We start from the raw sequence: 21,021 nt of genomic DNA, 5'->3' as shown, positions 1-21,021 counted from the left end.
CCACACAGACCTCCGGGAGCACACCGTGACCGACGCACACACCGCCGGCCCGTTCATCGCCGCCATCGACCAGGGCACCACCTCCAGCCGCTGCATCGTCTTCGACCGGGACGGCCGGATCGTCTCCGTCGACCAGAAGGAGCACGAACAGATCTTCCCGAAGCCGGGCTGGGTCGAGCACGACGCCCGCGAGATCTGGGCGAACGTCCAGGAGGTGGTGGCCGGCGCCGTCGCCAAGGCCGGCATCACCGCCGCCGACGTGAAGGCCATCGGCATCACCAACCAGCGCGAGACCACACTGCTCTGGGACCGGCACACCGGCGAGCCGGTGCACAACGCCCTGGTCTGGCAGGACACCCGGACCGACGCGCTCTGCAAGGAGCTCGGCCGCAACGTCGGCCAGGACCGCTTCCGCCGCGAGACCGGCCTGCCGCTCGCCTCGTACTTCGCCGGGCCCAAGGTCCGCTGGCTGCTCGACAACGTCGAGGGGCTGCGCGAGCGCGCCGAGCGCGGCGACATCCTCTTCGGCACCATGGACTCCTGGGTCATCTGGAACCTGACCGGCGGCACCGACGGCGGCGTCCACGTCACCGACGTCACCAACGCCTCGCGCACCCTCCTGATGAACCTCCACGAGATGCGGTGGGACGAGCGCATCCTGCACTCCATGGACATCCCGGCCGCGGTCCTCCCCGAGATCCGCTCCTCCGCCGAGGTGTACGGCACCGCCAGGGGCGGCGCGCTCGACGGCGTCCCGGTGGCGTCCGCCCTCGGCGACCAGCAGGCGGCCCTCTTCGGCCAGACCTGCTTCTCCAAGGGCGAGGCCAAGTCCACGTACGGCACCGGCACCTTCATGCTGATGAACACCGGCGAGACCCCGGTCAACTCGTACAACGGGCTGCTGACGACCGTCGGCTACCAGATCGGCGACCAGAAGCCGGTCTACGCCCTGGAGGGCTCCATCGCCGTCACCGGCTCGCTGGTGCAGTGGATGCGCGACCAGATGGGGCTGATCAAGTCGGCGGCCGAGATCGAGACGCTGGCCCTGTCGGTCGAGGACAACGGCGGCGCCTACTTCGTGCCCGCGTTCTCCGGCCTGTTCGCCCCGTACTGGCGCTCCGACGCCCGCGGCGTCATCGCCGGCCTGACCCGGTACGTCACCAAGGCGCACATCGCCCGTGCCGTGCTGGAGGCCACCGCCTGGCAGACCCGCGAGATCACCGACGCGATGACCAAGGACTCGGGGGTGGAGCTGACCGCCCTCAAGGTCGACGGCGGCATGACCTCCAACAACCTGCTGATGCAGACGCTCGCCGACTTCCTGGACGCGCCCGTGGTGCGGCCCATGGTCGCCGAGACGACCTGCCTCGGCGCCGCCTACGCCGCCGGTCTGGCCGTCGGCTTCTGGCCGGACACCGACGCGCTGCGCGCCAACTGGCGCCGGGCCGCCGAATGGACCCCCCGCATGGCCGCGGACACCCGCGACCGCGAGTACAAGAGCTGGCTGAAGGCCGTGGAGCGTTCCATGGGCTGGCTCGACGAGAACACTGCCGAGGAGTAATCGACATGACCACCCTGCAGAGCGTCCCGGCCCTCGGGACCCACCCGGCCGCCGGTTCCCTTCCGAGCCGGGCCGAGACCAGGGAACAGCTGTCCAAGGCGGCGTACGACCTCCTGGTGATCGGTGGCGGCATCCTGGGCATCTCCACCGCCTGGCATGCCGCGCAGTCCGGGCTGCGGGTGGCCCTGGTGGACGCCGGCGACTTCGCCGGCGCCACCTCCTCCGCCTCCTCCAAGCTGCTCCACGGCGGTCTGCGCTACCTGCAGACCGGCGCGGTCAAGCTGGTCGCGGAGAACCACTTCGAGCGGCGCGCGGTGTCCCGTCAGGTCGCCCCGCACCTCGCCAACCCGCTCACCTTCTACCTCCCCGTCTACAAGGGCGGGCCGCACGGCGCGGCCAAGCTCGGCGCGGGCGTGTTCGCGTACTCGGCGCTCTCCGCCTTCGGCGACGGCGTCGGGCACGTGATCAGCCCGGCGCGGGCCCGGCGCGACGTGCCCGAGCTGCGCACGGAGAACCTGAAGGCCGTCGCGGTCTACGGCGACGACCAGATGAACGACGCCCGGATGGCGCTGATGACCGTCCGGGCGGCCGTCGACGCGGGTGCCGTCGTCCTCAACCACGCGGCGGTCACCGGGCTGCGGTTCACCCGGGGCCGGGTGACCGGCGCCGAGCTGGCGGACCGGCTGGACGGCACCGAGTTCGGCGTCGACGCCCGCCTCGTGCTGAACGCCACCGGGCCCTGGGTCGACCACCTGCGGAAGATGGAGGACCCGAACGCGGCGCCCTCCATACGCCTGTCCAAGGGCGCCCACCTGGTCCTGAAGCGGACCCGCCCGTGGAAGGCCGCGCTGGCCACCCCGATCGACAAGTACCGCATCACCTTCGCCCTGCCGTGGGAGGACATGCTGCTGCTCGGCACCACGGACGAGGTGTACGAGGGCGACCCGGCGGATGTCGCGGTCACCGAGAAGGACACCGCGCAGATCCTGGACGAGGCGGCGTTCTCGGTCCGCGACCAGCAGCTCTCGCGCGATCTGATCACGTACTCCTTCGCCGGGCTGCGGGTGCTGCCCGGCGGGCCCGGCGACACCTCCCGGGCCAAGCGCGAGACGGTGGTCACCGAGGGCCGGGGCGGGATGCTGTCGGTGGCGGGCGGCAAGTGGACGACGTTCCGCCACATCGGCCGCACCGTGATGAACAAGCTGGCCGCGCTCCCCGGGCACCCGCTCGCCGAGGACATGGAGCCCATCGCGCGCCTGCCGAAGAAGCTCCCGCTGCCCGGCATCGCCAACCCGAACGCGGTGGCGCACCGACTGGTCGTCGACGGCGCCGCGCCCGGCCCCCGGATGGCCGCCGACACCGCCCGGCACCTGGCCACCCACTACGGCTCGCTCGCCTTCGACATCGCCCGGATGGCGAACGAGAACCCGGCGCTGGCCGAGCGCGTCCACCCGGACGCACCGGAGATCTGGGCGCAGGTCGCCTACGCCCGGGACCACGAGTGGGCCGAGACCGCCGACGACGTGCTGCGCCGCCGTACGACGCTGACGATCCGGGGCCTGGCGACGGACGGCATCCGGGCCGGAGTCGAAGCGATGCTCGACGACCGGCGCTGACCGGGCCGGACGCGTACGGAGAAAGGGGCGGTCCTCGTCGGGGCCGCCCCTTCGGCGGTCCGGGCCGACCCGCATAATGACTGGATACATCGGATGTCTGATTCCGCTGGCTGATTCCGCTCCGGCCCCAGGAGGACCGTCATGGCTGTCACCGACGAGGCGATCGAGAAGATCAAGGCGATGATCGTCTCGGGTGCGCTGCGCCCCGGCGACCGGCTTCCCAAGGAGAGTGAGCTGGCGGCGGAGCTGGGGCTCTCCCGCAACTCGCTGCGGGAGGCGGTGCGGGCCCTGTCGCTGATCCGCATCCTCGACGTCCGCCAAGGCGACGGCACGTACGTGACCAGCCTCGACCCGCAGCTGCTGCTGGAGGCGCTGAGCTTCGTGGTGGACTTCCACCGCGACGACACGGTGCTGGAGTTCCTCGCGGTCCGCAGGATCCTGGAACCGGCCGCCACGGCGATGGCCGCCACCCGGATCACCGAGGACCGGCTCGACGAGCTCACCGCGCAGCTGGACGCGCTGGGTCCGCGGCCCTCGGTGGAGGAACTGGTCGCGGGCGACCTGGAGTTCCACCGGGGCATCGTGCAGTCGTCGGGGAACTCGGTGCTCTGCTCGCTGCTCGACGGGCTGTCCGGGCCGACCACCCGGGCCCGGGTCTGGCGCGGTCTGACCCAGGAGGACGCGGTCAGCCGCACGCTCCACGAGCACCGGGCGATCGTGTCGGCGCTGCGGGACCGGGACGCGGAGGCGGCGCGGGCCTGGGCGACGGTCCATGTGGCGAGCGTGGAGCAGTGGCTGCGCTCGACGCTGTAGCGCGGCGGGCGGCGGGGGCGCCCCCGGCGGAGGCACCCCCGCTGCCCAGGGCGTCGGGCCGGGCGGTCGGCCCGCCGAGCACGATGAGCCGGGCCCGTCCTTCGGCCGAGCGGAGGCACGGGGTACGGCACCGGGGCCGGGCGGCCCGGGGCGTCCGGCCGGTGTCAGGGCCGGGCGGACACCCTCGGGGCCGTACCCCGCGCGGTCAGGTGCCGGCGGGGCGCAGGCGCAGTCCCTGCATCCCGCCGTCGACGGCCAGCGCCGTGCCGGTGACCGAGGCGGCGGCCGGGCTCGCCAGGTAGACGATCGCGGCGGCCACCTCGTCGGCCGCGACCAGCCGTCCCAGCGGCTGGCGGGCGTTGAGCGCGGCCCGCTCGGCCTCCGGGTCGTCGGCCTGGCCGAGGAGGCGGCCGATCCACGGGGTGTCCGCGGTGCCGGGGTTGACGCAGTTGACCCGGACGCCCTCGCGGACGTGGTCGGCGGCCATCGCCAGGGTCAGCGAGAGGACCGCGCCCTTGCTCGCGCTGTAGAGGGCGCGCTGCGGGAGCCCGGCGGTCGCGGCGATGGAGCAGGTCTGGGTGATCGACGCGGTGCCGGGCCGCTGGGCGGCGGCGCGCCGCAGGTGGGGCAGGGCGTGCCGGGCGGTGCGGACCATGCCGAGGACGTTGATGTCCAGGACCCGGGTCCACTCCTCGTCGGTGTTGTCCTCGACCGTGCCGATGGAGCCGATGCCCGCGTTGGACACCAGGGTGTGCAGGGTGCCCAGTTCGGCGGCGGCCCGGTCGACCGCCCGGCGCACGGCGGCGTCGTCGGTGACGTCCGCCTCGACGGCCAGGGTGCCCTCGGGGGCGCCCGTGGTGTCCCGGTCCAGGACGGCGACCTTCGCGCCGCGTGCCAGGAGCTGGGTCGCGACGGCCGCCCCGATCCCGGAGGCGCCGCCCGTGACCAGGGCCCCCATCCCCTCGAAGTCGCGTGTGCCGGTCATCGGTTGGCCTCCTCGGTGCGGCGGGAGCGCCAGACGGCGCCCTCCGGGTAGCGGTGTGCGGCGATCGACGCGGGGAGCATCCGGGCGGAGAAGCCCGGGGCGCTCGGTGCCCGGTAGTGGCCCGACTCGATCACGGTGGGGTCGGCGAAGTGTTCGTGGAGGTGGTCGACGTACTCGATCACGCGGTCCTCCCGGCTTCCCGAGACGGCCACGTAGTCGAACATCGAGAGGTGCTGCACCAGCTCACAGAGGCCGACGCCGCCCGCGTGCGGGCAGACCGGGACGCCGTACTTCGCGGCGAGCAGCAGGATCGCCAGGTTCTCGTTGACTCCCGCGACCCGGGCCGCGTCGATCTGGACGAAGTCGACGGCCCCGGCCTGGAGGAGCTGCTTGAACACGACCCGGTTGGCGACGTGTTCACCGGTGGCGACCTTGACCGGCTGGCCGGAGCGGACGGCCGCGTGGCCGAGGACGTCGTCCGGGCTGGTCGGCTCCTCGATCCAGTGCGGGTCGTACGGTGCGAGCGCGGTCATCCATGCGACGGCGTCGGCGACGTCCCAGCGCTGGTTGGCGTCGACGGCGATCCGGATGCCGGGGCCGACCGCCTCGCGGGCCAGGGCGAGTCTGCGGACGTCGTCCGGGAGGCTGCCGCCGACCTTCAGCTTGATCTGGGTGAAGCCCTCGGCGACGGCCTCCTTGGCGAGCCTGACCAGCTTGTCGTCGCTGTAGCCCAGCCAGCCGGGCGAGGTGGTGTAGGCCGGGTAGCCCTCGGCGCGGAGCCGTTCGGCGCGCTCGGCGCGGCCCGGTTCGGCGGCCCGCAGGATCTCCAGGGCCTCCTCGGGGGTGAGGGCGTCGGTGAGGTAGCGGAAGTCGACCAGCGAGACGAGCTCCTCGGGGGTCATCCCGGCGAGGAACTCCCAGACGGGCCGGCCGGCCAGCTTGGCGGCCAGGTCCCAGGCGGCGTTGACGACCGCGCCGGCCGCCATGTGCATCACGCCCTTCTCCGGGCCGAGCCAGCGCAGTTGCGAGTCATGGGTGAGCTCGCGGTGGAGTGCGGCGAGATCCGCCGCGGTGCGGGGCGCCGGGCGCCCCACCAGGTAGGGGCGCAGGGTCTCGATGGCGGCGGCCATCACCTCGTTGCCGCGCCCGATGGTGAAACAGAAGCCATGGCCCTCGATGCCGGCGCCGGCACCGTCCGACGGGTCCCCGGCGCCGGGGGCATCGGTGCGCAGGACGACGTAGGCGGCCGAGTAGTCGGGATCGGGGTTCATGGCGTCCGAGCCGTCCAGTTGTTCCGAGGTCGGGAAACGAATGTCATGGACCTCGAAATCCGTGACGGTCTGGCTCATGTGCGGCCCCCCAGGGGAATAACATCGGACCTCTGTTCTGGTCATCCGATGTATAGCGCCATGAAGGCAGTGACGTCCAGGGTTTCCTGGAAATCCACCCCTCACAGCTCGGATGTATTCGGCGCTCGATGCCCTGATTCGATCGGTGATGCACCGTGGTGGAACGGGTCCGGACAGCTGTGCGCGGAGGCAGCGGCAGGAGGGGCCGGAAGCCGTAAGGTTGATGGGTACACAAGGGAACTTCGGAAGGAGGCCTGGGTGATCGAGCTCGCCGGGGTACCCGAGCTGATCGACCCGGTCATGGTGGCCGCGTTCGAGGGATGGAACGACGCAGGGGACGCCGCCTCCACGGCGGTGGCGCATCTGGACCGGGAGTGGAAGGGCGAGGTGTTCGCGGCGCTGGACGCCGAGGACTACTACGACTTCCAGGTCAACCGGCCGACGCTCTGGCTGGACGGCGGAGTGCGCAAGATCACCTGGCCCACCACCCGGCTCTCCGTGGTCCGTGTCGGCGGGGAGAAGCCCCGCGACCTCGTCCTGGTCCGCGGGATCGAACCGTCCATGCGCTGGCGGTCGTTCTGCAACGAGATCCTCGGCTTCGCCCATGAGCTGGGGGTGGAGATGGTCGTGGTGCTGGGCGCCCTGCTCGGCGACACCCCGCATACCCGCCCGGTGCCGGTCAGCGGGGTCACCTCCGACCCCGACCTGGCGCGGGCCATGGACCTGGAGGAGACCAGGTACGAGGGGCCGACCGGGATCGTCGGCATCCTCCAGGAGGCCTGCGCGCACGCGGGCGTGCCCGCGGTGAGCCTGTGGGCGGCGGTGCCGCACTACGTGTCGCAGCCGCCCAACCCGAAGGCCACACTCGCGCTGCTGAACCGGCTGGAGGACCTCATCGGGGTCCGCATCCCGCTGGGCGAGCTGCCCGAGGACGCGCGCGCCTGGCAGCTCGGCGTCGACCAGCTGGCCGCCGAGGACAGCGAGGTGGCCGAATACGTGCAGACGCTGGAGGAGGCCCGGGACACCGCCGAGCTTCCGGAGGCGAGCGGCGAGGCCATCGCCCGCGAGTTCGAGCGCTATCTGCGCCGCCGGGACGTCGGCGGTCCGGGCCAGTCCCCGGGCGGGCATGCGACGGAGAGCGGTGACACCTCCTATCTCCGCGACACCTCCGGCGGCCGCACCCGCCCGCCGAAGCCGCTCCGCCCCGACACGGGCGGCGGTACGGCCTCCGGTCCCCTCAGGCGCCCCGCCGACCAGGAGGACGGCGACGGCGACGGCACCGAGGACGGCGACGGCCCGCGGGATTCGTCGGAGGAGTGACGGAACGGATGGTGGGCAAGGAGCGCCGGGCCGGTACGCGACCGCCCGGCGCTCCCCCGTCCGCGGTGAGCCTCAGGAACAGCTGAACCGGGCCGCCGCCCAGTCCCCGTGGTCACCGGTCTTGGACCCGTTGGTGTCCGTGACCTTCAGGCGCACATGGCGGGCCCCGTCGAGCTTCACGTCGACCGGTACGGTCGCCGAGGCCCCGGTCACCTTCGGCGAGGTCCACAGCACCTTGCCGTCCGCCTCGACGGAGAAGGCGACCTCGCCGTAGCCGTCGATCTCGTCGTCGATGCCCACGTCGGCGGTGAACGCGGTGCAGCGCCCGCCGAGGTAGAACTCGATGTCGGAGTCGGCGTGGGTGCCGATGCCCTTCTCGTACGTCTTCCCGTCGAGGGTCAGCGGGTGGCCGTCGGCCGCGCCCGACTCGCCGTTGCTGCGGTCGCGTTCGGCCGGTCCGTAGCCGTTGACGGACGTCAGCCAGACCAGATCGCTCGCCCAGGCCTGCCCGGTGGGCGGCGGTGGCATCACCGCGGCCGCGAACCGCTGGGTGGTGGTGCGGGGTTCGCCCGCCGCGCGGTAGCGGGCGAGCGCGGTGAGCCGGGCCTCGCCCGGCGTGGCGTCCTTGCCGGGGGTGACGGCGACCTCGACCCGCCGGGTGGTGCCTGCCGGTATCCGGTCCACCGTGGCGGGGCGCGTGACCTTCCAGCCCTCGGGGACGTCCAGGCCGATCTCGGCCCCGGTCATCTCGGCGGTGCCCGCGGTGACGTCGACGGCGACGGTGGACCCGGTCCCGGCGCCGAGCTCCTGCCCGGCCGGGACGGTGACCACCGCGCCGGCCGCCGGGTGCCGGCCGCCGACCGCGCTCGCGTCCTTCAGCCGCAGGGTGAACGGCGCCCCGGTGCTCAGCGGCGCGGTCTTGATCCGTACGACGCCGCCGCGGTCGTCCCGGTCGTACCACCAGCCCTGCTTCGCCGACTTGAACGCCGCGGCCGAGCCCAGCCGGGGCAGCTTCCCGCGCAGGGCGACCGAGGCCGGTTCGGAGCCGGTGTGCACGGTGAACTCGTACGGGCGGCTGCGCTGCTTGCCGGTGAAGTCGCCCCGGCTGGCGCCGATCCGCACGGTCACGTCGCCCGCGCCCCGGACCGGGGCGGTCACCTCGGCGCGCTGGGTGGCGTACTTGCCGTCGCGGTGCTGCCGGGTGACGCCGTCGTCCTCGTACAGCGTGAAGGAGGACCGGCCCCGCGGGTAGACGTCCCAGGCCAGCGGGGAGTCGGCGGTGCGGTCGCGGTAGGAGCGGATGCCCGGCCACATCGGGACGGCGGCGCCGCCCCGGACGAACAGCGGCAGGGTGTCGAGCGGGGCGCTGTAGCCGTCGAGGGTGACCGGCCCCTCGTAGACGCGTCCGCTCCAGTAGTCGGTCCAGGTGCCCTTCGGGAGGTAGATGCCGTCGCGGACGGCGGTGTCCTGGTAGACGGGGGCGACGAGGAAGTCCTCACCGGAGAGGAACTCGTACTTCGCGGCGTCCGTCGCCGCCCTGGGGTCGTCCGGGTACTCCAGGGCGAGCGGGCGGACCATGCCGACGCCGGTCTTCGTCGCCTCGTACGCGTAGGAGTACTGGTACGGCAGCAGCGACTCCTTGAGCTTGAGGTAGTCGCGGTTGACGGAGGTGTAGGGCTCGCCGTAGCGGAAGGGCTGCTTGTCGCTGGCCGCCCAGCCGTCCATCGTCATCGTGGTCCCCAGGAACATCTTCCACTGGAGGTCGCGGGTGTAGGTCTTGGCGCTGCCGCCGAAGATGCCGTCGACGTCGCCGGTGGTGTAGGCGAGGCCGGACATCGTGGCGCCCGCGTACGTCGGGATCTGCCAGCGGATGTAGTCCCAGGTGCCGTACTGGTCGCCGGACCACTGCACCCCGCAGCGCTGCGCGCCCGCCCAGCTCTCGGGGGCATAGGTGAAGCCGCGGGCGTCGCTGTTGTCCTCGATGCCCTGGTAGGCGTCCTTGCAGCCGTCCAGGGCGAACTGGTAGCCGTCGCCGACCCAGGCGACGTCCAGCTTGGCGACCCGCTGGCCGGCCTTGACCTGGTCGGCGATCTTGTCGATGCCGTCCTCGGTCCACAGGCCGAGCTGCATGCCGCGGTCCTGGAGGCCCTTGGCGGCCTCGGCGAGGTTCTCGTGGCCGCAGCCGTAGCCGTCGTTGACGAGCATCCAGCCGTTGGGCATGTCGTTCTCGACGTAGCCGTCGGCGACCTTCAGCGCGTCCAGGGTGTGCCGCTCGCCCCGGTTGGCGTTGTGGAGGTAGCAGTCGGCGTCACCGATCTCCAGCCCGTACACGGGCGGCAGGAAGGGCTTCCCGGTGAGCTTCGTGTACTGGCCGATGACGTCCTTGGCGCTGTCGCCCGCGAAGTAGTAGGCGTCGAACCGCTTCTCCTGCGCGCTGGTGGTCACCGGGTCGCCGAAGGTGTACGTGTTCGGGGCGAAGGTGTTGCGGAAGACGCCGTACCCGGCCGAGGAGAGGTAGAACGGCACCGAGTTGGGGTGGCCGCCGTCGTTCCAGTCGTAGTCGACGCCGACCTCGACGGTCTTGCCCCGGTGCGAGGTGTTGCCCCGGCCGTTCTGCATGCCCGCGCCGTAGAACTGCTCCTCGGCGCCCCGGGCCAGGGTCTGGGTGGTCCGCTCGCCGTTCCAGCTCAGCCCCCGGGTCTCGGACCAGATCCGGCTGCCGTCCGCCCGGTACAGGGCGAACCGCAGGGGCGACTTGTAGGCGCGCAGGGTGACGTCGGTGGTGGAGAGCTCGTAGCGGTCGCCGAGCTCCTTCCACCGGGTGCGCGGCGGGGCGCCCTGCGGCAGGACGATCTCGTCGCCCGCCGGGTCGGTGAAGGTGCCGTCCGGGGCCAGTTCGATGCGGAAGGTGTCGGTGGAGACGAAGCCGACCCGGACCTCGGCGGCGCCCGCCTTCAGGTGGTAGACGGCTCCGTCGGCGGAGAAGCCGGTGACGTCGCCGACCGTGGTGTCCGGCCCGGCCTCGGCGGCCCTGGGTGCGGCGGCCGCGGCCGGTCCGGCGCCGGGTCCCGTGAAGACGGCCACCAGTCCCAGCAAGGCTGCAACTGCCGCCGTTCTGATGCGCGTTGATGATTGCATAGAGCGCTTTTAGCGCAGGATCGAGCACTTGACCATGGACAAAACGGAACCGGCCCCGAACTCCACGAAAGAAGTCCGGGGCCGGTTCCCGATGAACAGCCTTGATGATTCAGTGAGTTGTCCGCATGTGCGGTACTACAGGGCGACGCCCAGCAGTGCGTCGACGGTGCGCGACACCAGGCCGGGAGCACCCTCGTCCGTACCGCCCTCGGCGTTCTGCCGCTCGGCCCAGCGGTCCACGGCGGCCAGTGCGGCCGGCGCGTCCAGGTCGTCGGCGAGGGCCGCGCGGACCTCCTCGACCAGGGCCTCGGCGGGCAGCCCGTCCGGCCGGGAGACGGCGGACCGCCACCGGCCGAGCCGCGCCACCGCGTCGGCCAGCACCTGGTCCGTCCACTCCCAGTCGGACCGGTAGTGGTGCGAGAGCAGGGCGAGCCGGATCGCCGCCGGGTCCACGCCGTCGCGGCGCAGCTGGGAGACGAAGACCAGGTTGCCCCGGGACTTGGACATCTTCTCGCCGTCCAGGGCGACCATGCCGGCGTGGACGTACGCCTGGGCGAAGGGGTGCTCGCCGGTCAGCACCTGGGCGTGCGAGGCGCCCATCTCGTGGTGCGGGAAGACGAGGTCGGACCCGCCGCCCTGGACGTCGAAGCCCATGCCCAGGTGGTCCAGGGCGATGGCGACGCACTCGATGTGCCAGCCGGGCCGGCCGGCTCCGAGCGAGCCGCCGTCCCAGCTCGGCTCGCCCTCGCGGGCGGCCATCCAGAGCATCGGGTCGAGCGGGTTCTTCTTGCCGGGGCGCTCCGGGTCGCCGCCGCGCTCGGCGGAGAGCAGGCGCATCGCCTCGGCGTCGAGGTGGGAGACCTCGCCGAAGTGCGGGTCGGCCTCGACGGAGAAGTACACGTCGCCGTCGAGTTCGTAGGCGGCGCCCGCGTCGCGGAGCCGTTCCACCAGCGGGACGATGCCGGGTATCGCTTCCACGGCACCGATGTAGTGCTTCGGCGGAAGCATGCGCAGAGCGGTCATGTCCTCGCGGAACAGGGCGGTCTCGCGCTCGGCGAGCTCGGTCCAGTCCTGTCCGTCGCGCACGGCCCGCTCCAGCAGCGGGTCGTCCACGTCCGTCACGTTCTGGACGTAGTGGACCTGCCGCTTGGTGTCGAGCCACACGCGCTGCACGAGGTCGAACGCGTTGTAGGTCGCCGCATGACCCATGTGGGTCGCGTCGTACGGCGTGATGCCGCAGACGTAGATGCGGGCGACGGGACCGGGGTCAAGAGTGATCCGTCCGCCGGTCGCGGTGTCGTGGATCCGAAGGTCGCGGCCCTTGCCGGGCAGGGCGGGGACCTCAGAAGCGGGCCAGGCATGCATGCCACGAGCGTAACCGGATGCACGTTCCGGATACGAACCGGATCCCGGATCGCGTCCGAAGAGGCGTTCTTGCGCCACGGCCTCCCGTGTGCTTCGCCCCCGGAGCCGTCCACGCTCCGCTCAGACCGGCGGCCAGGGGATCGAGGGCCATTCGCCGCTCGGCTCCGGGTGGCGTCCGGTCTCCCGCAGCCGCGCCACCCGCCCCCGCAGGGCCTCGATCTCGGCCCCGGTGATCAGCTCGGCCAGCCGGGTGACCAACGGGGTTCCGGGCGCGAGCCGGTCCGCGAGACGCTCGACGACCCCGGCCGCCTCCCCGGTGAGCGGCTCCCCCGCCCAGCCCCACAGCAGCGTGCGCAGCTTGTCGTCGGTGTTGAACGTCACTCCGTGGTCGATGCCGTAGATCCGGCCGTCGGGCGCGGACAGCAGATGGCCGCCCTTGCGGTCGCCGTTGTTGATCACGGCGTCGAGGACGGCCATCCGCCGCAGCCGCTCGTCGTCCGCGTGCACCAGCAGGGCCGTGCGGCCCTCGCCGATCCCGGCGCGGACCACGGCCTTCCAGCCCTCGCCGGGCTCGTCCTCCTCGACGAGCGCGAGCAGCGGCTCCGCGGCGTCCTCGCCCTCCTCGGGCAGCGCGTCGATCCACAGCTGGCACATGCCCTCGCCGTACGGGCCGTCCCGGAGCACCGTGGGCGGCACCAGGCCCCAGCCGGTCGCCTCGGAGATCCGGTACGCGGCCACCTCTCGCCCGGCGAGCGTGCCGTCCGGGAAGTCCCACAGGGGCTGTTCGCCGGCCACCGGCTTGTAGACGCAGGCGGCTTCCTCGCCGTCCCGGGCGACGGTGCAGTAGAGCGCCGCGTTGGAGGCGCCGCGAATCTGTCCGAGAACGGTCAGCTCGCCCTCGGCGAGCAGGGTCAGGGGGTCGGTGCCGGTCAGGCTCCGCGACGGTATCCGTTCTGGCGCGGGCATACGTGTCCTTCCGGGTCGAGCGGCAGGCTGCACAGCGGGCACGGCGGGCGGCCGGCGTTCACGACGTCGAGGGCGCGCTTGGCGAAGGCCCGCGCCTGTGCGCCGCTGAGCCGGACGCGGAGCATCGGCGGGCCGTTCTCCTCGTCCTGGAGCAGCCGCTCCTCCGCCTCGGCGGGGTCCTCGTCGGCCTCCACGTCCAGCTCGACCAGCGCCTGTGCCTCGACGATCATGCGCTGCTCCTCGCCGTCCCAGGCGAGCGCCATGGTGCCGACGCGGAACTCCTCCTCGACCGGGACGTCCAGCGGGGCGGTGTCGGTGACGTCCATCGGCGCCACGGCGGGCACCGGGGAGTTCCCGCCGGTACGCCGCACCACCTCGTCGAGCAGTTCGTCGATCCGCTCGGCGAGCGCAGCGACCTGGGTCTTCTCCAGGGCCACACTGGTGACACGTCCGCCCGAGGAGGCCTGCAGGAAGAACGTACGGCGCCCAGGCAGCCCGACCGTACCGGCCACGAAACGGTCCGGCGGGTCGTAGAGGAACACCTGACGGGACACGTCCTGTCTCCCTTGAGATCGACGACGGTGGGGAAAGCGGCCGAAAGGGCCGCGGGAGGTTTCCCGGGGCAGGGGCCTGGCGCCCCGGCACCTACGGAGCGCCCACCCTACTGCGCGAAGCGATCACGGCGCCCCAGCGCCGCCGCCGACGGCCGCCCGCGCGTCCGCGCCGGGCTCCTCGCGCGGTGCGAGCGATCCGAGGTCCCCGGTGTCGCCGAGTCTGAGCAGGAAGGGCTGCAGCCGGGTGTAGCGGATCACGGTGACCGAGCAGGGGTCGGCGTGGATGCGCTGGAAGAGGTCGAGGTGGAGGCCGAGGGCGTCGGCGACCAGGGCCTTGATGATGTCGCCGTGCGAGCACATCACATAGGCGGCCCCCTCGCCGTACGCGGCCTCGACGCGGGCGTTCCAGTCCCGTACGGCGTCGACGGCGCGGGCCTGCATGGCGCGCATCGACTCGCCGCCGGGGAACGCGGCGGCCGAGGGGTGGCGCTGCACGACGTCCATCAGGGGTTCGTCGTTGAGCTCCGCGAGCTTGCGCCCCGACCAGTCGCCGTAGTCGCACTCGCTGATCCGCTCCTCGGTGTGCGGTTCCAGCTCCGGGCGGGCGTCGAGCAGCGGGCGCAGGGTCTCTTGGCAGCGCTGGAGCGGACTGCTGACGGCGGCGGCCAGCGGCACCCCGGCGAGGCGGCCGGGGAGGGCCGCGGCCTGGGCGGCGCCGCGCTCGTCGAGCGCGACGCCCGGGGTGCGGCCCGCGAGCACCCCGGCCGTGTTGGCGGTGGAGCGTCCGTGGCGTACGAGGATCAGGGTGGGCATACGGGCCAGCGTAGGGGGTGCCGGCGCACCGGCGAAGAGGTGCGCCGGGGAGCGGGGCAGGGAAGAATGCCCGCCGTGATCGTGGACAGTGCCATCTACCGGGACGGGCGCCGCACCGACGGCCCCGCCGATCTCTCCGAGGCCCTCGCGGAGGCGCGGGCCACCGGGGACGCCTTCCTCTGGATCGGGCTGCACGAGCCGACGGAGAAGGAGTTCTCCCTGGTGAGCAGCGCGTTCAAGCTGCACCCGCTGGCGGTCGAGGACGCCCTGGGCGCGCACCAGCGCCCCAAGCTGGAGGTGTACGACGACTCGCTGTTCGCCGTCATCAAGCCGGTGGTGTACGAGAAGTCGGACGACACGGTCTCCGCCGACGAGCTGATGGCCTTCGTGGGCGATTCGTTCGTCGTGACCGTCCGGCACGGGGAGGGGGCTCCGCTGGCCGCGGTACGGCGGCGGCTGGAGTCGGAGCCGGAGGTGCTCAAGCACGGGCCGACCTCGGTGCTGTACGCGATCAGCGACGCCGTCGTCGACCACTACATCGAGGTGGCCGGTGAGCTCCAGTCCGACCTGGAGGAGCTGGAGACCGAGGTGTTCGCGCCGACCGGCTCCCGGGACACCAAGGGCACCGCGTCCCGGATCTACACCTTCAAGCGCCAGCTCCTGGAGTTCCGCCGGGCGGCCGGGCCGCTGAGCGAGCCGATGTCCCGGCTGGCGAGTGCGCAGGTGCCGTTCGTCCCCGAGCACTCGCAGCCGTTCTTCCGTGACGTCGGCGACCACCTGACCCGCGCCACCGAGTACGTGGAGGGGCTGGACCGGCTGCTCTCCGACATCCTCTCGGCCCATCTGGCCCAGGTGGGGGTGCGGCAGAACGACGACATGCGCAAGATCTCGGCCTGGGCGGCGATGGCCGCCGTACCGACGATGGTGGCGGGAATCTACGGCATGAACTTCGACCACATGCCGGAGCTGAAATGGGTGTGGGCCTATCCGGCGGTGATCGCGCTGATGGCCGTGGTGGTGTTCGCGCTGTACCGGCAGTTCAAGCGGCGCGGCTGGCTCTGAGGGGCGCGGGCCGGGGTCAGGCGGGGCCGGGCGTCGGGGGCCCGCCCAGCGCGTCGCGCCGCTCGGGCTGCGCCAGGCTCACCATGCGCCGCCACCCGGCGAACCGCTCGTAGGCGTAGAGCGCGTGGATCCCGGCGGCCAGCACCGCGGCCCTGGCCCGGGACCAGCCCAGGATGCGGCCCATGTGGCCCATCACGGCGAGGCTGACGTCGCGGTAGACGCGGATCTCGGCGAGCGCGCAGGTGCGCAGGGTGTGCTGGATGGTGCGGCCGTGCCCGGCCCGGGCGAAGCGGAGCAGTTCCTCGTGGCAGTAGGCCAGATGGTTGTCCTCGTCGTCCGAGATCATCCGTACGGCGCGGCCGAGGTCGGGGTGGTCGGCGAAGTGCTTGCGGAGCAGGGCCATCTGCTCGGAGGCGCGCTGCTCGGTGACCCGGCTGTGGGCCAGGTAGGTGATGATGTCGTGCTCGGTGAGCCGCTCCTCCTCGCGCAGCCGTTCGTGGGCGAGGCCGATGCCGTGCTTCTCCAGGAGCATCGTGTAGTCGGTCTCGTGCGGGACCGTCACGGGCCGCAGCCCGCGCTTGCGCAGCAGCGCGTTGAAGATCCTGCCGTGCTTGTCCTCGTCGGCGCCGTGCCGGGCGATCCTGGGGGCCAGGGTGCGCTGGCTCTCGGGTGCCAGGGCGGCGATCCGGCCGTTCTCCCAGCCGCCCTGCGACTCGCCGCCGGCCGCGATGGAGCAGAACAGCCGGAACGACTCGTCGTCGTCGAGGATCTCCTGGAACAGGTTCTTCGCCGAGAGCATCACTGCCACCTCCGTGCCGCTTCCTCCGCACGACAGTCAAGTGCGGCATCCCGGCACGGGCAACAGGAACGGTCCCGGGCCGGGGCGTCCGGCACCCGGGTACGGGAGGGGGCGCGGCCCCCGGCACACGCGCGTGCCGGGGGCCGGTACCGCTCGGCCGGCCGGGTCCGGGATCAGGCGAGCCCGGCACGCTCCAGGGCGTCCGTCCCGGCCCGCAGGGCGGTGAGCCGCTCCTCCAGGGTGAACCCGGCCGGGGCGAGGGTCAGCGTGGTGACGCCTGCGTCGGCGTAGGCCTGCATCCGGTCGGCGATCCGCTCGACGGGGCCGAGCAGCGAGGTCTGGTCGACCAGCTGCCTCGGCACCGCGGCGGCGGCGCCGTTCTTGTCGCCGGACAGGTACTTGTCCTGGATCTCGGCGGCTTCCTTCTCGTAGCCCATGCGCTGCGCGAGCTGGTTGTAGAAGTTCTGCCTGCGGCTGCCCATGCCGCCCACGTACAGGGCGGTGTACGGGCGGAAGATGTCCGCGAGGGCGTCCGGGTCGTCACCGACGGCGAGCGGCAGCGTCGGGCAGACGTCGAAGCCGTCCATGGTCAGGCCCGCCTTCTCGCGGCCCGCCCGCAGCGGCTTCATCGCGGTCTCCTCCAGGTGCTCGGCGGAGGGGAAGATCAGCAGTGCCCCGTCGGCGATCTCACCGGTCTGCTCCAGGTTCTTCGGGCCGATCGCGGCGATGTAGAGCGGGATGTGCTCGCGCTGCGGGTGCACGGTCAGCTTGATGGGCTTGCCCGGACCGCCCGGGAGCGGCAGCGTCCAGTGCTCCCCCTCGTAGGAGAGGCGCTCACGGGACATGGCCCGGCGGACGATCTCGACGTACTCCCGGGTGCGGGCGAGCGGCTTGTCGAACTTGACGCCGTACCAGCCCTCGGAGACCTGCGGCCCCGAGACGCCGAGGCCGAGCCGGAACCGGCCGCCGGAGAGCGAGTCGAGGGTGGCGGCGGTCATCGCGGTCATGGCGGGCTGGCGGGCCGGGATCTGCATGATGGCGGAGCCGACGTCGATGGACTCCGTCCGGGCGGCGACCCAGGAGAGGACCGTCGGCGCGTCGGAGCCGTACGCCTCGGCCGCCCAGCAGACGTCGTAGCCGAGCCGGTCGGCCTCCTGGGCGACGGCGAGGTTGTCGCCGTCCATTCCCGCACCCCAGTAGCCGAGATTGATGCCGAGCCGCATGGCCGCTCCCCTTACCGATCAGTAACGTCCCTGAGTCCCGGACTCTAGCGCGCGGTGGCGCGATCCGGCAGAGGCGGCTTGCCGCCTGGTTGTCCACAGGCCGGGCCCGGTGGGGTTCCGGCCAGTAATCTCAGCCCCCATGGAGCAGAGGCATCTCGGCCGCACCGGCCTTCGCGTGTCCCGGATCGGGCTCGGCACCCTCACCTGGGGGCGGGACACCGATGAGCACGACGCCGCCGAACAGCTGAAGGCCTTCTGGGAAGCCGGCGGCACCCTGGTCGACACCGCCGACGTGTACGGCGGCGGGGAGGCCGAGTACCTGCTCGGGCAGCTCATCGGCGGCCTGGTGCCGAGGAGCGACCTGGTCGTCGCGACGAAGGCCGGCAGCGTGGCCGATCCGTACCGCAGGTTCAACGGCTCGCGCGGCCATCTGCTGGCCGCGCTGGACGCCTCGCTGGAGCGGCTGGGCACGGACCATGTGGACCTGTGGCAGATACACGCCTACGATCCGGCGACCCCGCTGGAGGAGACGCTCCAGGCGGTGGACCTGGCGGTGTCCAGCGGGCGCGCCCGGTACGCGGGGGTGTCGAACTTCTGCGGCTGGCAGCTGGCCAAGGCGGCGACCTGGCAGCTCGCCCCGCCCGGGATGCGCACCCGGATCGCGAGCACCCAGATGGAGTACTCGCTGCTGCAGCGGGGGGTGGAGCGCGAGGTGCTGCCCGCCGCCCTCGACCTCGGCGTCGGGCTGCTGCCGTCCTCGCCGCTGGGGCGCGGCGTGCTCACCGGGAAGTACCGCACGGGCACCCCGGCGGACTCCCGGGGCGCCTCGGAGCTGCTGGCCCCGTTCGTGGAGCCGTATCTCGACGAGCCGGCGAGGCGGGTCGTGGACGCGGTGGCGACGGCGGCGGACGGTCTGGCCACCACCCCGCTCCAGGTGGCGCTCGCCTGGGTGCGGGACCGCCCCGGAGTGGTGGCCCCTGTCGTCGGCGCGCGCACCGCGAGGCAGCTCGCGGAGGCGCTGTCAGTGGAGGCGCTTAGTCTTCCTGACGAGATCTGCCAGGCGCTCGACGACGTGTCGGCGCCCGTGCACCGCTATCCCGACCAGGACTGGAGCACGCTGTGACTGCGCTTCCCGGGGGAGAGACCCCCGGCTCCCCGGCCACCGACGACGACGGCGCCGAGGCCAACCCCTCCACCGACGTGCCCGCCCCGTCCGCCGGGGAAGCGGCCGTGGACGACGGGGCTCCGACGTCCGACGACGCGGCCGCGGAGACGGACGCGGGTACGGAGGACGGGGCCGCGGCGCTCTCCGAGGCGGAGGCCGAACTGGCCGCCCAGCGCGAGCTGCGGGAGCGGATCGAGCAGCGCAAGGCGGAGAAGGCGGGTCCGATCGCCGCCGGGGCGAAGCTGAGCGGCAAGGCGGCCGACCTGATGGCGGCCGTGCGCGCGGTGGAGAGCGGCGAGCGGTCCGCCGGCGCGTTCTTCGACTCCCCCGCCGCCGCTCCGCGCCGCACCGCGCCCGAGCCCGCTCCGGCGCCTCCCCGCGCCCCGGCACCACCGACGGTCCCGCGCGGCGCCCCTCCGGAGTCGGTCGCCGCCACCGCCGCCGTGCTGGCCGAGGGCGGAGCTCCGGCGGCGCTGGCCGAGGCCGTGGCCGGGACCCTCGGGGCCCAGGCGCCCGACGCCCTGCGCGCGGATCCCTGGCAGCTGCTGGCCGTGCCGGGGGTCGGGCCCGAGCAGGCGGACGGCTTCGCGCGGGCCCTGCTCGGCGCCGGCTGCGGCCCGGACGACGAACGGCGCACGGCCGCCCTGGTGGGCTGGCTGCTGGAGCGGGCCGCCCTGCGCGGCCACACGGTGCTGGACGCGTCGGAGGTACTCGCGGCGCTCGCCGGACGTTCGGTGTCCGACCCCGGGGCCGCCGTCCGGAACGCCGTCGCCGAGGGCGTCGTCCTCGCGTTCCAGGACGCGCGGGACGGGGACGCGCGGGACGGGCAGGAGACCCAGGAGCCTTCCGGGCCCGGGGAGGCCGAGTCCTCCGCCGAGGAGGCCGGGGGCGCCGGCGAACCGGTGCGGACGCTGCTCGGCCTCGACCGCTACGCCCTCGCCGAGGAGAGCCTCGCCGAGGGGCTCGCCCGGCTCGTCAGCACCTGCGAGAAGGACGCCGACTGGTCGGAGGCGGTCCCGGCCGGGGCCTCCGACTCGGCGGCCGAGCTGATCCGCGCCGCCGCGGCCCACGGTCTCGTGGCGCACACCGGGGGCGAGGCCGCCCGGGCGGAGCCCGCCGCCCTGATCACCGCCGCCCGCGGTCTCGGCCTGCGCGCCCTGGGCGCCACCCACGGGACCGACGGCAGACGTCGGCTGGCCGGGGCCACCGACGCCCCGGAGAGCGCCGTCACCCTCGCCGGTCTCCTCGCCGGGACCGAGGGCCCGGGGCGGGACGCGGAGGGCGCGCTCGCCGTCGACCTGCTCGTCGTGCTGGACGCCCCGCAGCTGGACGTCGAGAGCGCGGCGGTCCTCGTCGAGTCGCTGGCCGACGGCACCCGCCTGGTGCTCAGCGGTGACCCCGGGGTGCTGGGTTCGGCCGGGGCGGGGCAAGTGTTCGCCGATGTCCTCGCGGCCCGCGCCTGCCCCCAGACCGTCTCCCGTACGCCCGACCCCGGGCCGATCGGCGAGCTGGTCTCGGGCATCGGCATCGGCGAGCTGAACCAGGTAGAGGCGCCCGGCAAGGAGGTGGTGATCGTCCCGGTGCGCGACGCGGGCGAGGCGGTCCACCGCACCGTGCAGCTGGTGGCCGACTCGGTGCCGCGCGCCATCGGCGTACCGTCGGCCGAGACCCAGGTGATCACGGTCGGCCACGGCGGATCGGCGGGCACCCGGGCGCTGAACGCCGCTCTGAAGCAGCGGCTCAACCCGGGACCGGGCCGGTTCGGCGGCTTCGACCCGGGCGACCGCGTCGTCCACGTCCCGGCACCCGGCCGGATCGTGGGCGCGGTGGTCGTCTCCGCCGATGCCGAGGGGCTGCGGCTGGACTGCGCGGGCACCCCGGTCGTCGTCCCGCAGGAGCGGGTGGCGTCCTGTGTCCGCCACGGCTGGGCCCTCACCGCCCACCAGGCGGCCGGCACGCGGTGGCCCGCGGTGGTCGTCGTCCTCCCCGGCGACGCGGCGCAGGGGCTGAGCCGCTCCTGGGTGTACACGGCCTTCGGCCGGGGCGAGCGGCATCTGTCGGTGGTCCACGGAGTGGACCAGGCCCTTCCGCGCGCGGTCGCCGAGCCGCCGGCCCAGGACCGTACGACCAGGCTGCGCACCCTGCTGGAGACCCCGGCCCACTGAGCGGCCCCGGGGCAGCGTCGGGGGGGGGGGGGGGGGGGGGGGCGGGGGCCGCCCCCCCCCCCCCCCCCCCCCCCCCGGGGCCCCCCCCGGCGCGGGGGGCGGCCCGGGGCCGGGGCGGCGCGGGGGC

The 21,021-nt window shown here is 73.4% G+C and carries 16 protein-coding genes; 7 read left to right on the top strand and 9 right to left on the bottom strand.

Annotation, left to right across the window (positions count from 1 at the left end; genetic code table 11):
- Positions 1 to 25: 25 nt before the first annotated feature.
- From glpK to ACIQGQ_RS19200, 3 genes are all read left to right on the top strand, one after another.
- Positions 26 to 1,561, top strand: coding sequence for a glycerol kinase GlpK (gene glpK, locus ACIQGQ_RS19210; protein WP_402397292.1), 1,536 nt, complete (start codon positions 26 to 28; stop codon positions 1,559 to 1,561).
- A gap of 5 nt (positions 1,562 to 1,566) precedes the next feature.
- Positions 1,567 to 3,177, top strand: a complete 1,611-nt coding sequence (locus ACIQGQ_RS19205; RefSeq protein ID WP_402397289.1) for an FAD-dependent oxidoreductase — start codon at positions 1,567 to 1,569, stop codon at positions 3,175 to 3,177.
- A gap of 141 nt (positions 3,178 to 3,318) precedes the next feature.
- On the top strand, positions 3,319 to 3,990 hold the full coding sequence (locus tag ACIQGQ_RS19200; RefSeq protein ID WP_352280614.1) for a FadR/GntR family transcriptional regulator: 672 nt from the start codon (positions 3,319 to 3,321) through the stop codon (positions 3,988 to 3,990).
- 205 nt (positions 3,991 to 4,195) lie between these two features.
- Here ACIQGQ_RS19200 and ACIQGQ_RS19195 read toward each other — a convergent pair whose 3' ends face one another.
- A complete protein-coding gene (locus ACIQGQ_RS19195; RefSeq protein ID WP_402397286.1) occupies positions 4,196 to 4,975 on the bottom strand; it encodes an SDR family NAD(P)-dependent oxidoreductase in 780 nt (259 codons plus the stop codon).
- Positions 4,972 to 6,324: an L-fuconate dehydratase gene (locus ACIQGQ_RS19190; RefSeq protein ID WP_402397282.1), complete on the bottom strand. Its 1,353-nt coding sequence runs from the start codon at positions 6,322 to 6,324 to the stop codon at positions 4,972 to 4,974. Before ACIQGQ_RS19190 ends, ACIQGQ_RS19195 begins: the two co-directional genes overlap by 4 nt.
- Positions 6,325 to 6,582: 258 nt before the next feature.
- Between ACIQGQ_RS19190 and ACIQGQ_RS19185 the strand changes: the two genes are divergently transcribed.
- On the top strand, positions 6,583 to 7,644 hold the full coding sequence (locus tag ACIQGQ_RS19185) for a PAC2 family protein (RefSeq protein WP_402397279.1): 1,062 nt from the start codon (positions 6,583 to 6,585) through the stop codon (positions 7,642 to 7,644).
- Between the two features lie 72 nt (positions 7,645 to 7,716).
- Here ACIQGQ_RS19185 and ACIQGQ_RS19180 read toward each other — a convergent pair whose 3' ends face one another.
- From ACIQGQ_RS19180 to ACIQGQ_RS19160, 5 genes are all read right to left on the bottom strand, one after another.
- Entirely contained in the window at positions 7,717 to 10,782 is a 3,066-nt protein-coding gene (locus ACIQGQ_RS19180) for an NPCBM/NEW2 domain-containing protein (protein ID WP_402397276.1), read from the bottom strand.
- A 135-nt stretch (positions 10,783 to 10,917) separates the two neighbouring features.
- On the bottom strand, positions 10,918 to 12,147 hold the full coding sequence (gene mshC, locus ACIQGQ_RS19175; RefSeq protein WP_402397273.1) for a cysteine--1-D-myo-inosityl 2-amino-2-deoxy-alpha-D-glucopyranoside ligase: 1,230 nt from the start codon (positions 12,145 to 12,147) through the stop codon (positions 10,918 to 10,920).
- A gap of 120 nt (positions 12,148 to 12,267) precedes the next feature.
- A complete protein-coding gene (locus ACIQGQ_RS19170; RefSeq protein WP_402397270.1) occupies positions 12,268 to 13,113 on the bottom strand; it encodes an SCO1664 family protein in 846 nt (281 codons plus the stop codon).
- Positions 13,077 to 13,667 carry a DUF3090 domain-containing protein gene (locus tag ACIQGQ_RS19165; protein WP_352280628.1) on the bottom strand — a complete coding sequence of 197 codons (591 nt, stop codon included), beginning with the start codon at positions 13,665 to 13,667 and terminating at the stop codon, positions 13,077 to 13,079. The genes ACIQGQ_RS19170 and ACIQGQ_RS19165 overlap by 37 nt, the downstream gene beginning before the upstream one ends.
- A 123-nt stretch (positions 13,668 to 13,790) precedes the next feature.
- Positions 13,791 to 14,480 carry a histidine phosphatase family protein gene (locus tag ACIQGQ_RS19160; RefSeq protein ID WP_402397266.1) on the bottom strand — a complete coding sequence of 230 codons (690 nt, stop codon included), beginning with the start codon at positions 14,478 to 14,480 and terminating at the stop codon, positions 13,791 to 13,793.
- A gap of 66 nt (positions 14,481 to 14,546) precedes the next feature.
- Between ACIQGQ_RS19160 and corA the strand changes: the two genes are divergently transcribed.
- Positions 14,547 to 15,542: a magnesium/cobalt transporter CorA gene (corA, locus tag ACIQGQ_RS19155; protein WP_402397263.1), complete on the top strand. Its 996-nt coding sequence runs from the start codon at positions 14,547 to 14,549 to the stop codon at positions 15,540 to 15,542.
- Positions 15,543 to 15,558: 16 nt separating this feature from the next.
- On the opposite strand, the gene ACIQGQ_RS19150 is transcribed toward corA, so the two are convergent.
- Positions 15,559 to 16,341 carry a ferritin-like domain-containing protein gene (locus ACIQGQ_RS19150; RefSeq protein WP_402397697.1) on the bottom strand — a complete coding sequence of 261 codons (783 nt, stop codon included), beginning with the start codon at positions 16,339 to 16,341 and terminating at the stop codon, positions 15,559 to 15,561.
- A 173-nt stretch (positions 16,342 to 16,514) separates the two neighbouring features.
- Positions 16,515 to 17,564: an LLM class F420-dependent oxidoreductase gene (locus ACIQGQ_RS19145; RefSeq protein ID WP_402397260.1), complete on the bottom strand. Its 1,050-nt coding sequence runs from the start codon at positions 17,562 to 17,564 to the stop codon at positions 16,515 to 16,517.
- A gap of 139 nt (positions 17,565 to 17,703) precedes the next feature.
- Between ACIQGQ_RS19145 and ACIQGQ_RS19140 the strand changes: the two genes are divergently transcribed.
- Both ACIQGQ_RS19140 and ACIQGQ_RS19135 read left to right on the top strand, forming a co-directional pair.
- Positions 17,704 to 18,687, top strand: coding sequence for an aldo/keto reductase (locus ACIQGQ_RS19140; protein WP_402397257.1), 984 nt, complete (start codon positions 17,704 to 17,706; stop codon positions 18,685 to 18,687).
- The gene (locus tag ACIQGQ_RS19135) at positions 18,684 to 20,894 is read left to right on the top strand and encodes a helix-hairpin-helix domain-containing protein (RefSeq protein WP_402397255.1); all 2,211 of its coding nucleotides are present in this window, start codon (positions 18,684 to 18,686) and stop codon (positions 20,892 to 20,894) included. The genes ACIQGQ_RS19140 and ACIQGQ_RS19135 overlap by 4 nt, the downstream gene beginning before the upstream one ends.
- The last annotated feature ends 127 nt before the right edge of the window (positions 20,895 to 21,021 follow it).

It is taken from the genome of Streptomyces sp. NPDC092952 (assembly GCF_044754785.1).
Taxonomy (GTDB): Bacteria; Actinomycetota; Actinomycetes; order Streptomycetales; family Streptomycetaceae; genus Streptomyces.
This window is presented reverse-complemented; position numbering and strand designations above follow the sequence as displayed.

What these genes read in the sequence shown, in the direction of transcription:
- ACIQGQ_RS19205 (WP_402397289.1), top strand. Translation starts at nt 1,567, where the DNA reads ATGACCACCCTGCAGAGCGTCCCGGCCCTCGGGACCCACCCGGCCGCC.
- ACIQGQ_RS19200 (WP_352280614.1), top strand. Translation starts at nt 3,319, where the DNA reads ATGGCTGTCACCGACGAGGCGATCGAGAAGATCAAGGCGATGATCGTC.
- ACIQGQ_RS19195 (WP_402397286.1), bottom strand. Translation starts at nt 4,975, where the DNA reads ATGACCGGCACACGCGACTTCGAGGGGATGGGGGCCCTGGTCACGGGC.
- ACIQGQ_RS19190 (WP_402397282.1), bottom strand. Translation starts at nt 6,324, where the DNA reads ATGAGCCAGACCGTCACGGATTTCGAGGTCCATGACATTCGTTTCCCG.
- ACIQGQ_RS19180 (WP_402397276.1), bottom strand. Translation starts at nt 10,782, where the DNA reads ATGCAATCATCAACGCGCATCAGAACGGCGGCAGTTGCAGCCTTGCTG.
- mshC (WP_402397273.1), bottom strand. Translation starts at nt 12,147, where the DNA reads ATGCATGCCTGGCCCGCTTCTGAGGTCCCCGCCCTGCCCGGCAAGGGC.
- ACIQGQ_RS19170 (WP_402397270.1), bottom strand. Translation starts at nt 13,113, where the DNA reads ATGCCCGCGCCAGAACGGATACCGTCGCGGAGCCTGACCGGCACCGAC.
- ACIQGQ_RS19160 (WP_402397266.1), bottom strand. Translation starts at nt 14,480, where the DNA reads ATGCCCACCCTGATCCTCGTACGCCACGGACGCTCCACCGCCAACACG.
- corA (WP_402397263.1), top strand. Translation starts at nt 14,547, where the DNA reads ATGCCCGCCGTGATCGTGGACAGTGCCATCTACCGGGACGGGCGCCGC.
- ACIQGQ_RS19150 (WP_402397697.1), bottom strand. Translation starts at nt 16,341, where the DNA reads ATGCTCTCGGCGAAGAACCTGTTCCAGGAGATCCTCGACGACGACGAG.
- ACIQGQ_RS19145 (WP_402397260.1), bottom strand. Translation starts at nt 17,564, where the DNA reads ATGCGGCTCGGCATCAATCTCGGCTACTGGGGTGCGGGAATGGACGGC.
- ACIQGQ_RS19140 (WP_402397257.1), top strand. Translation starts at nt 17,704, where the DNA reads ATGGAGCAGAGGCATCTCGGCCGCACCGGCCTTCGCGTGTCCCGGATC.